The following is a 14,876-nucleotide window of genomic DNA, read 5'->3' as shown; positions in this document are numbered from 1 at the left end:
GGCGCAGCGGCACCTTGCCAGCGCCGACAAGCGTCCCCGCCCCCGCCCAGCCGCCGCCCACCGCACCTACATGGCCGACGGATCGTGTGGGCCCCGACCCGACAGGACCTCTCCGTACGCCTGCATCAGGTCCGGCAGTCGTAGCGTCGCCAGGTCCTCCCGGGACAGCGCCCCCGGATACGTCGACAACCGCAGATCCCGGTAAGCGCAGCTCTTCTCGTACAGCGTCCGCAGAAACCGGCCGTTCCCCAGCTCGTCGATCCACCCCTGATCGACCACATGCCCGGCGATGGACCGCAGCTCCTCCAGCGCCTCCTCGTCCCACAGATCGCCGTTCTCCGCCGCGAGCACCTTGCCGATCTCGGTGAGCTCCAGCGGCCGGTAGGAGGGGAAGTCCACCCGGGTGGTGAAACGGGAGGAGAGCCCGGGGTTCGCGGCGAGCAGCCGGTCCATGCCCTCGGGATAGCCGGCGAGGATCACCACCAGGTGGTCCCGGTTGTCCTCGGCCCGCTTCAGCAGCACCTGCAGCGCCTCGTCCCCGTACGCGTCCCCCTTGCCGTACCCGGAGTTGGACAGCGAGTACGCCTCGTCCACGAAGAGCACCCCGCCGATCGCGGAGTCGATCAGCTCGTTGGCCTTCACGGCCGTCTGCCCCAGGTACTCCCCGACGAGATCGGCCCGCTGCGCCTCCACCAGGTGGTCCCCGCCGAGCAGACCGAGTGCGTAGAACACCCGGCCGAGGATCCGGGCGACCGTGGTCTTGCCGGTCCCCGAGGGACCCGAGAACACGAAGTGCCGTTTCGGCGGCTGCACCGGCAGCCCCTGCCCGGCCCGCAGCCGCGCCATGTTCAACTGCGCGGACAAGGCCTTGACCTGGCGCTTGACCGGTTCGAGACCCACCATGCGCTCCAGCTCGGCGAGCGCCTCCTCGAGTAATGCGGCGTCGGTCGGCCCCGCCGGAAGGGGCGAGGACGGCATCCCGCTCTTCACCCGCACCCCCGGATCGGGGACCGACGGCACCGGCCCGGTCGGCAGGTCCGGGTCCGGCAGGCGCAGATCGCGCCCCTCGGTGCCGAAGAGCGGGTCGAGCGTGTCCGGGCCGTCCATGGCGTCCGCGCCGGCGCCGGTCAGGGTGATCGCCGCGAGGTCGGCCGGATCGTCGTACCCGTCGCCCTCGGCGATCGCGGCGAGCCGGGCCGAGGTGTCCATGAAGGCCGGGTCCACCCGGTGCACCGCGCGGTACAACGGCATGGCCGCCGCGCTGCGCCCGGTCCCCTCGTGCGCCCGCGCCAGCCAGTACCGCAGCTCCTTGCGCTGCGGCTGCTCGCTGCGGCAGCGCATCAGGGCCGCCGAGAGCAGCGGCTCGGCCTGGCCGTACATCTCCAGCCGGACCCGGGCCATGCCGCCGAACAGGCCCGCCTCGATGCCGAGCAGGGGATCGTCGAGCAGCGGATCGGTGTGCCGGACCAGCTGGTCCCAGTCCTTGACGAGATAGGCGCGGCAGGCGTGCAGAAAGCGGACCTGCGGGTCGGTGTCCACCGGGGGCAGCCCGGCCAGCGCCCGGTCCAGCTCCGGGACGTGCCGGCCGTCGAGCCAGTGCGAGGCGTGCGCCAGCAGCAGATCGCGGGGGCTCTCCAGCACCGGCTGCACCCACCAGCCCAGCCAGTACCAGGAGTTGAGGGTCCGACGGTGCCGGGCGCGCTGCTCCCCGAAGCGGTCCCGGTGCCGGAACATTCTGAGCAGCGCTGTCGTCGTGTCGACCCGCAGCGCGTGCAGCCCGAGCCAGGCGTCCGCCATTCCCGGGTCCATCCGCGCCGCGGCGCGGAACTCCTCCTCCGCCTGCGGATAGGCACCCATCGTGTAGGCGTCCACACCTCGCAGCCAGGCGAGGTCGGCCGGGGCCTCGGGGCCCTGCGTGCCGAAGTCCATCACGTCCCCCACAGACCGTGCCCCCGTTGGTTCACCGCCGGGCAGTCGCCCGACGGCCGCCGCGGTCGAACCGCCGTGCCGCGGACCGGAGTTGCAGGTGCGCGAGGCAGCCGCTCGAAGGTCGCACCGAGGGCATCGTACCCGTGGGACGACCGCGCACCGAAGGGTGCCGCACGGGCCGTTTGACGAGGTGGGAGCAGACGGGGCGCACACGGGACGGTGACCGAGGGTGAGCGGATCGGTGCGCGGGGCGCCCGGAAAACCGGCCGCGGGCAGAACGAAGCCCCCGATCACGGGGGAACAACCGGGGGCTTCGCGTATGAGGGCGGCTTCGAATGGCCGCACATTCAGAACGTAAGTCCTGTACGGTCCCCGGGTCAAGCGCCCTCGAAGCACTCAAAGAAGTTCCCCCGCAAGGGTCTTCACAAGTTCAGCACACTGCGGGCGGTCCCTCACCCTGGGTGACCATCCGGTCCGGTTCAGCGGTCCTCGCGGGCCCCGGCAGCACCGCGTACCCCTGCGGCGTCTGGCGCACCAGGAGATCGGCATGGGGGCGCGAGGGGTCGGCGGCGAAGTGCGCGTGCTCCGCCTCGACCCACCCGGCCCAGAACTCCCGCTGCTCCTCTCCGTCCCGCAGCCGACCCCGTGCCCAGGAGTCCTCGCGAGACAGCTCCATCCACAGCAGCTCGGCCAGATACGGCCGCAGCGCCCGGCGGCCGGCGCCGACCCCCTCGATCACGACGACGGGAGCGGGCGGCAGCGGGAGCGGCGGTCCGAACGCGCGGGCGTGCCAGTCGTAAGGGGTGTACTGCGCGCTCTCGCCCTGGGAGAGGGGACCGATCACCTGGGTCAGGAGCCGGTCGGTCCAGTCGAAGAGCTGCTCGTGACTGGCGATGTCGTCCAGGTGCAGCACGGGCGCCCCGCCGAGCGCGGCGGCCAACTGCCCGGCGAAGGTGGACTTTCCGGAGCCTGCGTGCCCGTCGACGGCGATCAGCCGGACCGGCCCCACGGAGGGGGGAAGCCCGCGCAGCCGGGCGGCGAGGTCGTGAATGGCGATTCCCGAGGTGTGGTGCGGTGTGAGGTGTGATGCGGTGTGGGGGTGTTTTCCGGAAACAGTCTAGTAGCGGCCCATAGTGACTGGACCAATCGGGTGGCCGAAAAAGTCACTCCTTGAACCACTGGCTGACCGCCGGTCAATCGAAAGCATTATCATTTCCGTCCCGCTGACCGGCATGTGAAACCCGGCGTTCCCGGTGCACCGAATGCTGAGTAAGGTGCCTGGTGCGCAACTGCGATGCGCCGAACGGGGACGGACAGGGGGACATGGTCGCGGAGTTATTCGAAGGGCACTATGTATGGCATCCGGCGGCCGACGACCGTGTCCTGGCGAGCGTATGCGTCGATGTGCGCGCCGGCCGTTATCGATACGCGTCCGAGGCCCTCGCCGAGACGCGTTCCGACTTCGCCCTGCGCGCCCACCGCTCGCTGGTGCTGGCCTCCGAGGCGGCCGGCACCGACCTGGTGGAACGCTGGCTCGCCGAGGAACCGACCCCCGAGGCGGCGCTGATGTGGGCCCGGGTCGCGGTGCAGCGCGCGACGCGGGCCGCCGACGCACGCGACGGGCGCGCCGAGGCGCTGGAGCGGATCGCGCTGACCGCCTGCGACCGGGCGGCCGCCATGGCCCCCGAAGACCCCACTCCCTGGGTCGCCAAGCTGGCCATGGCCCGGCTGCACCGGCTGCGCGACCCCGCCCCGCAGGGTCTGCTCACCGCCCCGCCCGGACCCTGGCGGCTGTTCGCGCACATCCTGTCCCTGGACCCGTGGCACCGCGAGGGCCACCACCGCTTCCTGTCGTGCTTCTTCACCCGCCACGGCGGTTCGGTCAACGCGGCCTGGGACGTCGCCGCCTTCCTCAGCCAGCGGGCGGCGGCCGACTCCGCTCTCCGGCTGTTGCCACTGGTCGCCCTGGTGGAGAGCTACAACCCCACCCAACTGCTCGCCGACCGCGTCTGGGAACAGCCCCAGTGGCGCTCCACCGCGCTGGCGATCTACCAGAACTGGCTGCCCGCGGCGGCCGGTTACCGCTTCACCCCGGTGCTCGACCTGGCCTACCTCGCGCACGCGCTGGTCATGGCCCAGCGCGAGTTCGAGGCACGGGCGGTCTTCACTGCGATGGGGCCGTACGCCTCGCGCATGCCCTGGAGTGCCTTCGGCGACCCCGCCGAGCAGCTCTCCCGGGCCCGGCGCGCCTGCGGCCTGCCCGTCCCGGGAGCCGCCTGACGCCGCACGTGTTCTGACCCCCCACCGAGAGAAAGGCAGATCTGTGTCCGAACGGATATCGACTTCCCGGGCGAAGGCTCGTGGGGGAGAGGACCCGGTCGTGATCGACGACGACGCGACCCTGCATGCGATGGGATATCCCCGGAAACTCACCCGGCGTTTCCAGGCGTTCGACAATTTCGCGATCTCCTTCACCATCATCAATATCATCTCGGGTATTTTCTCGTCCTTCGGATACGGCATGAACGCGGGCGGCCCCCGCATTCTCGTGTTCGGCTGGATCGGCGTGTCCGTCATGGTGCTGTTCATCGGCTCCGCAATGGCAGAGGTCGCCTCCGCCTATCCGACGAGCGGTGCGCTGTATTTCTCGGCGGGCAAACTCGCCAAGCGGCACAAGGGCGCCTGGTCCTGGTTCACCGGCTGGCTGAACTTCGTGGGCCAGATCGGCGGCACCGCCGCCACCGGCTATGCCGCGGCCACCTTCATCCAGGCCTTCGTCGCCCTGCAGTGGACCTCGTACCGGCCCACCGCGCACCAGACCGTCCTGATCACGGCTGTGATCATCGTGCTGCAGGGCCTCGCCAACACGTACACGGTCCAGCTCGTCGCCGTACTGAACCGGATTTCCGTGTGGTGGCTGCTGATCGGACTCGTGGTGATCGTGAGCACACTCATAGTGATGCCCGACCATCATCAGCCGGCGTCCTTCGTGACGCATTTCGAGAACAACACCGGCTTCACGAGCGGCCTTTACGGCGGCATGCTCGGGCTGCTGGTCACCAGCTGGACCTTCACCGGGTTCGACGGCAGCTTCCACATGTCCGAGGAAACGGTCCGCGCGACGGTGAACGCACCGCGGGGGATCACCCGCTCCATCGGCTATTCGGCGATCACCGGGCTGATCCTGATGCTTGCACTGGTCTACAGCATTAGCGACTACGGCAAGGTGGCGGGCTCCAAAGCTCCGCCCGTCCAGATTCTCATCGACGGCCTCGGACTGGGCACCGCCAAGGTGATGCTCCTCATCGTCATCGGCGCGATGCTCTTCTGCGGCCTCGCCAACCTCACCAGCAACACCCGGCAGATCTTCGCCTTCTCCCGGGACGGCGCCATGCCCGGCTCCCGCCTGTGGCACTCGGTCTCCCCGCGCACCCGTACGCCCGTGAAGGCCGTGTGGCTCGCGGTGGCCTGTTCGCTCGCCCTGGTGGTCCCGGGCTGGTGGTCGCACACGGCGTTCACCGCGATCGTCAGCGTCAACGTGGTCGGACTCTTCCTCGCCTACGCCGTGCCGATCTTCCTGCGGCTGCGGCTCGGCGACGAGTTCCAGCCCGGCCCCTGGCACCTGGGCCGCTGGGGCAGGCCGATCGGCTGGCTCGCGGTGATCTGGATCGGGCTCAGCAGCGTCCTGTTCATGCTGCCGCAGGCCTCGCCGATCACCGTCGACTCCTTCAACTACGCGCCGATCGCGCTGGCCGTCGTCCTGGTCGTGGCCACGGTGTGGTGGTTCGCCACCGCCCGCCGCCGCTTCCAGGGCCCGGTCAGCTACGGCCGCCCCGACGAGGTCGCCGCGATGGACCTCGTCTGACCCGCACCGGCCACGGCCCCGGCGCACGGCAACCCGTCCGCGCCGGGGCCGTCGTGCACCCCGCGTGAGTCATTTCAGTGGCCCAGACCAATATTGGTGGCGCGCCGTGTGCGCAAGTGCTGGCCGGGGCATGCAGTCTCCTCCATAGTTGGCGCACAACCACACCGGACCAGGAACGACTCGGATACTTGGGGGTAACCGAGCCCATGAGCAGAGCCCAGCAGCCGTCCCGCCGCACCGTCCTCACCGCCGCCATGGTCGCCGCGGTCGCCTACGGGGCCGTACCCGCGGCCGCCGCCACCGCGAAGGCGCCCGCCGCCGAGGACCGGGCCCGGGTGCCGGCCCGACCCATCGACTACCACGCCTGGACCACGTACAGCGACTGGCGCTCCGGTACCGCCGAGGGCGTCCGGGCCGTCTCCGGCCTTCGCCCCGGCGTCGAGATCGAGACCGCCGCAGGCCGCACCGACTACACCGACCCGCACACCGGCACCACCGCCGGCTGGGAGTACGCGACCTGGACCTCCCCGGTCCACCGGCTCGCCGTGCCCGCGACGGAGGTCATCGCCTCCTGGAACGCGCACACCCCCGACGGCACCTGGCTCCAGGTCGAGCTGCGGGGCACGTACTCCGACGGCACCGACACGCCCTGGTACGTGATGGGCCGCTGGGCGTCCGGGGATGAGGACATCAAGCGGACCTCGGTGGACGGCCAGAAGGACGGCAGGAGCACGATCTGGACCGACACCTTCGCCATCGACGACGCGAGCACCGGCCTGCGGCTGGCCTCGTACCGGCTGCGCCTGACCCTCTACCGCAGGCCGGACACCCGGCTCACGCCGACCGTCTGGCGGCTGGGCGCCATGGGCTCCGACATCCCCGACCGCTTCACCGTGCCGGCCTCCGCTCCCGGGCTCGCCGGGGAACTGGGCGTCCCGCGCTACTCGCAGGAGATCCACAAGGGCCAGTACCCGGAGTACGACAACGGCGGCGAGGCCTGGTGCAGCCCGACCTCCTCGCAGATGATCGTGGAGTACTGGGGCGGCCGGCTCACCGCCGAGCAGCTGTCCTGGGTCGACCCGTCCTACGCCGACCCGCAGGTGGACCACGCGGCCCGCTTCACCTTCGACTACCAGTACCAGGGCTGCGGCAACTGGCCCTTCAACGCGGCCTACGCGGCCACGTTCAAGGACCTCCAGGGCGTGGTCACCCGGCTCGCCTCGCTCACCGAACTGGAGACGCTGATCGGGGCCGGTATCCCGGCCATAACGTCCCAGTCCTTCCTGAAGACCGAGTTGACCGGGGCCGGGTACGGCACCTCGGGTCACCTGATGACGGTGATCGGCTTCACCGCGGGCGGCGACGTGATCGCCAACGACCCCGCCTCGGCGGACGACGCGGCCGTACGGCGGGTCTACCTGCGCCGCGAGTTCGAGAACATCTGGCTGAGGACCAAGCGGTACAACGCCTCCGGCAAGGTCGTCTCCGGCACCGGAGGGGTCTGCTACCTCTACTTCCCGGCCCACCCGAACCCGCGCCAGCGCAAGGCGCTCGAAGCGGTGGGGGTGTGCTGACCCGCTCCGTGTGAGCAACGTCTCCGCCGCAAACGCCGTCGCGGGTGGCAAGGTGGACAAAAGGGTGGGGGGATTCCACTCCGTACGTCCGACCTCTGCGAGAAACCATGACCGCACAGCAGGCCACCGCCACCCGCGTCCGCACCGGCGGCCCCCAGGAAGACGGCCCGAAGATCCTCGAGCACGTCATGGGCTGGGTGCTTGTCGCGGTGATCGCGATGCTCGTGACCCAGCTCGGCCTGCTCTGACCCGAGGTCTTACCCGGTCGGCATGTTCTGACATACTGCGGATGTCCCACCGACCTCCTAGACCAGGGTCGAAATTGAATATGCGTCAACAGCGTGCCGCCGTCCGTCCCCGGGCGCGCGGCACCGAGCGTTCCGTGGCGCGTCGCGCCGAACTCATCGCCATCGGGCGGAAGCTGTTCGCCGACACGTCCTACGACGCGCTGTCCATGGACGACATCGCCCGGCAGGCGCATGTCGCCAAGGGGCTGATCTACTACTACTTCCAGTCCAAGCGCGGCTACTACCTGGCGATCATCCAGGACTCCGTCGCCGACCTGGTCACCTTCGCCGCGAGCGGTCTGGAACTGCCCGCCGTGGACCGCGTCCACCGCACCGTCGACAGCTACCTGCGCTTCGCCGAGCACCACCAGGCCGCCTACCGCACCATCGTCAGCGGCGGGGTCGGCTTCGACACCGAGGTGCACGCCATTCGGGACGGTGTGCGCGAGGCGATCATCGACACCATCGCCGAGGGCGCCTACGGCCGCAGCGACATCGCCCCGCTCGCCCGCATGGGCCTGCTCTCCTGGGTGTGCAGCGTCGAGGGGGCCACCCTCGACTGGATCGACCGCCCCGCACTCTCCCGCGACACCATGCGTGACCTGCTGGTGAAGGCGCTCGGCGGATCCCTGCGCGCCGTCGAGGAACTGGACCCGTCCTACCCGGCCCCGCTCCCGGCCCGCCGCGAGGCCTGACGGCGAGGAGCGGAGGCTCGTGGTCCTCCGCTCCAGGCCCCCTGCTCCGGGGCTAGTTGATCGCCTTGATCAGCTCACCGTTCGTGGTGTCGCCGCTCAGCTCCCAGAAGAAGGTGCCGCCGAGGCCCTGCTGGTTCTTGTACGTCATCTTCGTGCCGATGGTCGCCGGGGTGTCGTAGCTCCACCAGTTGTTGCCGCACTTGGCGTAGGCCGTGCCGCCCACCGTGCCGGTCGCCGGGCACTTGGCCTTGAGCACCTTGTAGTCGTCGATGCCCTGCTCGTACGTCCCCGCCGCCGGGCCCGTCGCCGTGCCGCCCGGCGCCGCCTGCGTGACCCCGGTCCAGCCGCGCCCGTAGAAGCCGATGCCGAGCAGCAGCTTGGCGGCCGGGATGCCGAGGCCCTTCAGCTTGGCGATGGTCGCCGAGGTGTAGTAGTTCGCCTTCGGGATGCCCGAGTAGGAGTTCAGCGGGGAGTGCGGGGCGGTCGGCCCGGTCGAGTCCCAGGCGCCGAAGTAGTCGTACGTCATCGGGTTGTACCAGTCGACGTACTGGGCCGCGCCCGCGTAGTTCGCCGCGTCGATCTTGCCGCCGCCGGTGGCGTCGGCGGTGATCGCCGCGGTGACCAGGCTGGAGGAGCCGAACTTCGACCGCAGGGCGGCCATGACGTTCTTGAAGGCCTCCCGGCCGCTGGTGTCGCAGGTGTTGCCGCAGGCGTTCGGGTACTCCCAGTCGATGTCGATGCCGTCGAAGACGCCCGCCCACTTGGAGTTCTTCACCAGGTCGTAGCAGGACTGGGCGAAGGCGGCCGGGTTCCTCGCGGCCTCGCCGAAGCCGCTGGACCAGGTCCAGCCGCCGAAGGACCACAGGACCTTCAGGCCGGGGTGCTTCTTCTTCAGCTTCAGCAGCTGGTTGAAGTTGCCGCGCAGCGGCTGGTCCCAGGTGTCGGCGACCCCGTCCACGGACTCGGCGGCGGTGTAGGCGCGGTCGGTGGCGGCGTAGGAGTCGCCCATGGCGCACTTGCCGCCGGTGACGTTGCCGAACGCGTAGTTGATGTGGGTCAGCCTGGCCGCGGAGCCCGAGGTCTCGATGTTCTTGACGTAGTACTTGCGGTCGTAGGTGCCCCATTCGGTGAAGTAGCCGACGACCTTGGAGCCGGCCTTGATCTTGGGAGCGGCCGGCGCGGCCGCGGTGGCGGTGCCCGCCCCGGCCAGCAGCCCGGCGCCGAGCGCGGCGGAACACGCGGTGGCGACAAGCGCCCGGAACCAGGCGCGGGGGCGGTGGGAAGTGTGCATCGGGTGGCTCCTCGTGGGGGAGAGGGGAACGCGCGCCGATTGGCATGAACGCGGTAAAGCGTTGGTCATGCACAGTAGGAGGACTAGACCACTGCGTCAATGGTTCGGACCAATTTGAGGGGTGGGGAGAGTTCCGATTGGATTCTTGAAGTAAGCGGTCGTTAACTGGTGACGGGAGGCCGCTGATCGGGCATACTCACGGCACAGAGCCGCTGGTCAGCCGCTTCCGAGACCCGGGAGCGGGCGCCTTCGGCGAACATGAACGACCAGGCGGAGCCGCCCCACCCACGGCGCATCCGCTGATGTGCCCGAACAGGGAGGAGACCGACGCGATGTCCGACCGCGACCCGCAGCCGGTGGAGCGTCAACTGCCCACGGAAGAGGCGAGGGATCTGCTCGCACTCGTCCGTGAGATCGCGCAGCGCGAGATCGCGCCGAAGGCGGCCGAGGAGGAGGACGCCGGACGCTTCCCGCGCGAGGTCTTCACCCTGCTCTCGGACTCGGGCCTGCTGGGCCTGCCGTACGACTCCGAGTACGGCGGCGGCGACCAGCCCTACGAGGTCTACCTCCAGGTCCTGGAGGAGCTGGCCGCGGCCCGCCTCACCGTCGGCCTCGGCGTCAGCGTGCACACGCTCGCCTCCTACGCCCTCGCCGCCTACGGCACCAAGCAGCAGCAGGTCGAGCACCTGCCCGCGATGCTCGGCGGCGGCCTGCTCGGCGCCTACTGCCTCTCCGAGCCGTCCTCCGGTTCGGACGCGGCCTCCCTGCGCACCAAGGCCGTCCGGGACGGCGACGGCTGGGTGATCACCGGCACCAAGGCCTGGATCACGCACGGCGGGATCGCCGACTTCTACACCGTGATGGCCCGCACCGGCGAGGACGGCCCGCGCGGAATCAGCGCCTTCCTGGTGCCGGGCGACGCCGAGGGGCTGAGCGCCGCGGTGCCCGAGAAGAAGATGGGCATGAAGGGCAGCCCCACCGCCCAGGTCCACTTCGACGGCGTCCGGGTCTCCGACGACCGGCGCATCGGGGAGGAGGGCCAGGGCTTCTCCATCGCCCTGTCCGCGCTCGACTCGGGGCGGCTCGGCATCGCGGCCTGCGCCATCGGCGTGGCCCAGGCCGCGCTGGACGAAGCGGTCGGCTACGCCACCGAGCGCCGGCAGTTCGGCCGTCCCATCGCCGACTTCCAGGGCCTGCGCTTCATGATCGCCGACATGGCGACCCAGATCGAGGCCGGCCGCGCGCTGTACCTTGCGGCAGCCCGGCTGCGCGACGCGGGCAAGCCGTTCGCCAAGCAGGCGGCCATGGCCAAGCTGCACTGCACCGACACGGCGATGAAGGTCACCACGGACGCCGTGCAGATCCTCGGCGGCTACGGCTACACCGCCGACTTCCCGGCCGAGCGCTATATGCGCGAGGCCAAGGTCCTGCAGATCGTCGAGGGCACCAACCAGATCCAGCGGATGGTCATCGCCCGTCACGTGGCAGGGTCGGAGGGTCGCTGAACTGCCCCCTGAGGACCGCCGGAGCCGCCAGCCTGACCCACTCCGGGTCGTGGCGGCCCGGCAGGGTGCGGCCCCGGTCCTCCCAGGTGCGCATCAGGGCACGGTAGATGGGCGGGTCCTGCGGCGCGGGCGGCGGAACCGATTCTGCAGGGCGGGGCGCGAAGATGCGGCGCTGACGCCCGGTCGCCCAGTACGTGGCGGTGGTCATGCCTGGGGAACGCGACGGACACCGGGCAGGTCACGGCCGGGCGGAATCGAGCGCGAGTTCACGGACGTCCGGTTCCGGCTCTGGCCTCCTCCAAGCACCTGACGTACCGTCAGCGGACTGTCTCCCAGGGGGTGTCCGTGGCCGACGACCGTCCCGTACCGCTCGACGAATACCCCGTCCACCAGGTGCCGCTGTCCATGAAGCACGTGGCGACCGGGGACCGGAACGCCTACGACCGCTGCATCTTCCACGTCTTCGACCACGCCGGCCGCGCCCTGCTCATCCTCGGCCTCGGGGTCTACCCCAACCTGGGCGTGATCGACGCCTACGCGACCCTTCGCACCGGGGACACCCTGCACGCCGTCCGCGCCTCGGACGCGCTCGGCGAGGACCGGATGCGGCTCGCCGTCGGCCCGCTGCGCATCGAGGTCCAGGAACCGCTGAGGCGGCTGCGCCTGGTCTGCGAGGACGACCTGTCGTACGACCTCACCTGGACCGCGGCCTTCCCGGCCCTGTGGGAACCCCACCACCTCCAGCGCCGCGGCGACCGGCTCACCCTGGAGGGGCGCAGGTTCGTCCAGGCGGGCACGGTGACGGGCGTGATCGAGGCGGGCGGCACGGAGTTCGAGGTCTCCTCGGACGGCTGGACCGGTACCCGGGACCGCAGCTGGGGCGTGCGACCGGTGCCGGGGGAGGAGGGCGGACGGCTCGCCGAGGACCACCCGACCGAGGGCTTCCACTGGATCTGGTGCCCGGTCCGCTTCGAAAACCGCTTCCTGATGCTCATCACCCAGGAGGACGCCGACGGTCACCGCTCCCTGAACGACGCCACCCTGCTCCGCCCCGGCCACCGCGACCGCCAACTGGGCTGGCCCCAGGCCGAGATCACCTACCGCTCCGGCACCCGCCACCCCGAGCGCGCGGTCGTCCACCTCGGCGACCCTCGCAAACCGCTGGAGCTGGAGGCGGAGATCCTGGCCTCCTCGCCGCTCGCGGTCGGCGCGGGCTATCCGCCGGCGGACGACTGGCAGCACGGAACCTGGCAGGGCCGGGGATGGGCCGACCGCCGTACGTACGACATGGCGTCGCCGCACCCCGTGGCCGCCTACGGCGTCACCGACCACTCCGCCCGCTTCCGGATGGACGGACGGACGGGCTACGGCATCTTCGAGCACGGTTCGTTCGGCCGGCACGACCCGAGCGGCTTCACGGGCTTCGACTCGGTCGCACCCTGAGGGAGGACGAGATGGCCACGGCACCGCGTCCGCGCACCAGCACCCGCGACCCCGAGGAACTCACCCGGCGCCTCACGGCCTGGCTCGGCACCCGGCTGCCCGGGGCCAAGGCCGTCGGCGTCACCGTCCCGGCCTCCAACGGGATGTCCAGCGAGACCCTGCTGTTCGACATCGAGCACCCCCGACCACCCCTGCGTTCCTGCGCGTTGCGGCTCGCGGCGGACCCGGCGGCGTACACCGTCTTCCCGGAGTACGACATGGCCCGCCAGTACCGCACCCTGCAGCGCGTGGCCGACCGCACCGACGTTCCGGTGCCCCGGGTGCTGTGGCTTGAGGAGGACCCGGGGCCGCTCGGGGCGCCGTTCTTCGTCATGGAAAGGGTCGCCGGACGGGTGCCGCCGGATGTCATGCCGTACACGTACGAGGGCAGTTGGCTGCACGCGGCGAGCGACGCGGAGCGCGAGCACCTGGAGGCCGCCACCATCGCTCTGCTCGCCCGGCTCCACGACCAAGTTCCCTTGCATGAAGCTGATTTCCTCGCCCTGCCGGGCGAAGGTGACGCCCTGCGCCGGCATATGACGGCCCAACGGGCCTACTACTCCTGGGTGATCGACGGGCTCGCCCGCTCACCCCTGATCGAGGCCGCGTTCGACCGGCTGGAGCAGCTGTGGCCGCGCGAGCCCGGCACACCCGTCCTCAACTGGGGTGACGCACGGATCGGGAACGTCGTCTACGACGGCTTCGACCCCGTCGCCGTCCTCGACTGGGAGATGGCGGCCCTCGCCCCGCGCGAGGTGGACCTCGGCTGGACCATCTACCTGCACCGCTTCTTCCACGACCTCACGATCGCCTCCGGACAGCGCGGACTGCCCGATTTCCTGCGCCGAGACCGCGTCGAGGACCGCTACACCGGACTGACCGGCCACGCCCCGCGGGACATGGAGTTCTACACCCTCTACGCGGCCCTGCGGCACGCGATCGTCATGCTGCGCGTCGCCTACCGTCAGGCGTACTTCGGAGAGGTCGCCGTCCCGGCGGACCCGGACACACTGATCCTGCACCACGGCAGTCTGCGCGCCATGGTGCAGGGCAGCTACTGGGATTGAGCCGGGCCGGTCCGCGCGGACTCAGGCGGCCTGGCGGCGCATCTCCGGTACGCGCATCGGGCGCGAGCCCGGGCCGCCGACGTGCGAGAACGGTTGCGTCCGCCAGTTCAGACCCTGGGGGAGCGTGAGCAGCAGGGCCATGTCCTGCTCCTGCGGCTCGAAGGACTCGTCCGCGGGGCGGGCGTCGGCCGCCGCACGGCCGGTGCCCGCGCAGACCGTGAGCCCGAACGGGTTCCACGGCGAGGCGCACAGCGCGTGCTCCGGCAGGATCTCCTCGTCCGCCAGGAGCGCGATCGGCTGCGCGCAGTCCGGGCAGATCACCCGGTACATCTCGAAGGTGTCGTAGGCGTCGAACTCGTCGGCTTCCAGGGCGTCGGGTTCGACGCCCTCCGGCTCGGGCTCGACGACCGGCTGCTGCCGCTTGGACGCGGAACGACCAGGGCGCTTGAGACTCTGCATGGGTTTCTCCCCCTAAGGCTGGGCCGTGACGGCGCTGCGGCCTCGACCACAGCAAGCACTTCCCGCCCGCTCTCGGCGGTAATCACGAGAACATCACGGAGCCCGTTCGAGAGCTGTGGCGTTCGTCACATGCCGTGCGCAGGTGCCCGGTGCGGTCCTTTTTGTGCCGGAGCGGGTGTGACCTGCGTTGCTGAGCTATCCGAGGAGATCAACCGCACTGTAGGTTTTGGCGCCATGGAGGAGCTGGACCGTCAGATCGTGCAGCTGCTCGTCAAAGACGGGCGGATGAGCTACACCGACCTGGGCAAGGCCACGGGCCTGTCCACGTCGGCGGTGCACCAGCGGGTGCGCCGGCTCGAACAGCGTGGTGTCATCCGCGGCTACGCCGCGGTGGTCGACCCCGAGGCCGTCGGGCTGCCCATGACGGCGTTCATCTCGGTGAAACCCTTCGACCCCAGCGCCCCCGACGACATCTCGGACCGCCTCGCCGGCGTCCCCGAGATCGAGGCCTGCCACAGCGTCGCCGGCGACGAGAACTACATCCTCAAGGTGCGCGTGGCCACCCCGCACGAACTGGAGGAGCTGCTCGCCCGGGTCCGCACCCTGGCCGGCGTCTCCACCCGCACCACCGTCGTGCTGTCCACCCCCTACGAGGCGCGTCCCCCGAAGATCTGAACCGGCCGCCCCGGTGCCCCCGGTCTCCCGCGTACGCGAGAGACTGT

14 protein-coding genes are annotated in these 14,876 nt (G+C 70.5%); 9 read left to right on the top strand and 5 right to left on the bottom strand.

Going from position 1 to position 14,876, the window contains the following annotated elements; all coding sequences use genetic code 11:
• Nucleotides 1–66: 66 nt before the first annotated feature.
• Nucleotides 67–1,929 (bottom strand): AAA family ATPase, encoded by a 1,863-nt coding sequence (locus ACFY3C_RS09685; RefSeq protein WP_386574945.1) that lies wholly within the window; start codon nucleotides 1,927–1,929, stop codon nucleotides 67–69.
• 430 nt (nucleotides 1,930–2,359) lie between these two features.
• The gene (locus tag ACFY3C_RS09680) at nucleotides 2,360–2,980 is read right to left on the bottom strand and encodes a uridine kinase (protein WP_386575020.1); all 621 of its coding nucleotides are present in this window, start codon (nucleotides 2,978–2,980) and stop codon (nucleotides 2,360–2,362) included.
• A 272-nt stretch (nucleotides 2,981–3,252) separates the two neighbouring features.
• Between ACFY3C_RS09680 and ACFY3C_RS09675 the strand changes: the two genes are divergently transcribed.
• The 5 genes from ACFY3C_RS09675 (at nucleotide 3,253) to ACFY3C_RS09655 (ending at nucleotide 8,350) form a co-directional block, all read left to right on the top strand.
• Nucleotides 3,253–4,209 (top strand): hypothetical protein, encoded by a 957-nt coding sequence (locus ACFY3C_RS09675; protein ID WP_390770396.1) that lies wholly within the window; start codon nucleotides 3,253–3,255, stop codon nucleotides 4,207–4,209.
• A gap of 43 nt (nucleotides 4,210–4,252) precedes the next feature.
• Nucleotides 4,253–5,794: an amino acid permease gene (locus tag ACFY3C_RS09670; protein WP_390770395.1), complete on the top strand. Its 1,542-nt coding sequence runs from the start codon at nucleotides 4,253–4,255 to the stop codon at nucleotides 5,792–5,794.
• A 206-nt stretch (nucleotides 5,795–6,000) separates the two neighbouring features.
• Nucleotides 6,001–7,368 carry a peptidase C39 family protein gene (locus ACFY3C_RS09665; RefSeq protein ID WP_390770394.1) on the top strand — a complete coding sequence of 456 codons (1,368 nt, stop codon included), beginning with the start codon at nucleotides 6,001–6,003 and terminating at the stop codon, nucleotides 7,366–7,368.
• 107 nt (nucleotides 7,369–7,475) lie between these two features.
• Nucleotides 7,476–7,616, top strand: coding sequence for an SCO1431 family membrane protein (locus tag ACFY3C_RS09660; protein ID WP_386574949.1), 141 nt, complete (start codon nucleotides 7,476–7,478; stop codon nucleotides 7,614–7,616).
• Nucleotides 7,617–7,690: 74 nt separating this feature from the next.
• On the top strand, nucleotides 7,691–8,350 hold the full coding sequence (locus ACFY3C_RS09655; protein WP_390770393.1) for a TetR/AcrR family transcriptional regulator: 660 nt from the start codon (nucleotides 7,691–7,693) through the stop codon (nucleotides 8,348–8,350).
• Between the two features lie 52 nt (nucleotides 8,351–8,402).
• Here ACFY3C_RS09655 and ACFY3C_RS09650 read toward each other — a convergent pair whose 3' ends face one another.
• A complete protein-coding gene (locus tag ACFY3C_RS09650; protein WP_390770392.1) occupies nucleotides 8,403–9,641 on the bottom strand; it encodes a glycoside hydrolase family 18 protein in 1,239 nt (412 codons plus the stop codon).
• A 332-nt stretch (nucleotides 9,642–9,973) separates the two neighbouring features.
• Here ACFY3C_RS09650 and ACFY3C_RS09645 point away from each other — a divergent pair, with 332 nt between their 5' ends.
• Nucleotides 9,974–11,146: an acyl-CoA dehydrogenase family protein gene (locus ACFY3C_RS09645; RefSeq protein WP_386574952.1), complete on the top strand. Its 1,173-nt coding sequence runs from the start codon at nucleotides 9,974–9,976 to the stop codon at nucleotides 11,144–11,146.
• On the opposite strand, the gene ACFY3C_RS09640 is transcribed toward ACFY3C_RS09645, so the two are convergent.
• Nucleotides 11,109–11,354, bottom strand: coding sequence for a hypothetical protein (locus ACFY3C_RS09640; protein WP_390770391.1), 246 nt, complete (start codon nucleotides 11,352–11,354; stop codon nucleotides 11,109–11,111). The genes ACFY3C_RS09645 and ACFY3C_RS09640 overlap by 38 nt on opposite strands.
• A 137-nt stretch (nucleotides 11,355–11,491) precedes the next feature.
• Here ACFY3C_RS09640 and ACFY3C_RS09635 point away from each other — a divergent pair, with 137 nt between their 5' ends.
• Both ACFY3C_RS09635 and ACFY3C_RS09630 read left to right on the top strand, forming a co-directional pair.
• Complete coding sequence (locus ACFY3C_RS09635) at nucleotides 11,492–12,589, top strand: hypothetical protein (RefSeq protein ID WP_390770390.1); 1,098 nt, start codon at nucleotides 11,492–11,494, stop codon at nucleotides 12,587–12,589.
• An 11-nt stretch (nucleotides 12,590–12,600) separates the two neighbouring features.
• A complete protein-coding gene (locus ACFY3C_RS09630; protein WP_390770389.1) occupies nucleotides 12,601–13,695 on the top strand; it encodes a phosphotransferase family protein in 1,095 nt (364 codons plus the stop codon).
• A gap of 21 nt (nucleotides 13,696–13,716) precedes the next feature.
• On the opposite strand, the gene ACFY3C_RS09625 is transcribed toward ACFY3C_RS09630, so the two are convergent.
• Complete coding sequence (locus tag ACFY3C_RS09625; protein ID WP_386574955.1) at nucleotides 13,717–14,154, bottom strand: hypothetical protein; 438 nt, start codon at nucleotides 14,152–14,154, stop codon at nucleotides 13,717–13,719.
• 234 nt (nucleotides 14,155–14,388) lie between these two features.
• On the opposite strand from ACFY3C_RS09625, the gene ACFY3C_RS09620 reads away from it, so the two are divergent.
• Entirely contained in the window at nucleotides 14,389–14,829 is a 441-nt protein-coding gene (locus tag ACFY3C_RS09620) for an Lrp/AsnC family transcriptional regulator (RefSeq protein ID WP_094220813.1), read from the top strand.
• The last annotated feature ends 47 nt before the right edge of the window (nucleotides 14,830–14,876 follow it).

Origin of the sequence: Streptomyces sp. NPDC001410 (genome assembly GCF_042895235.1) — a bacterium.
Taxonomy (GTDB): Bacteria; Actinomycetota; Actinomycetes; order Streptomycetales; family Streptomycetaceae; genus Streptomyces.
The sequence above is the reverse complement of the archived record's forward strand: the minus strand, read 5'-3'. Positions and strand labels throughout refer to the sequence as shown.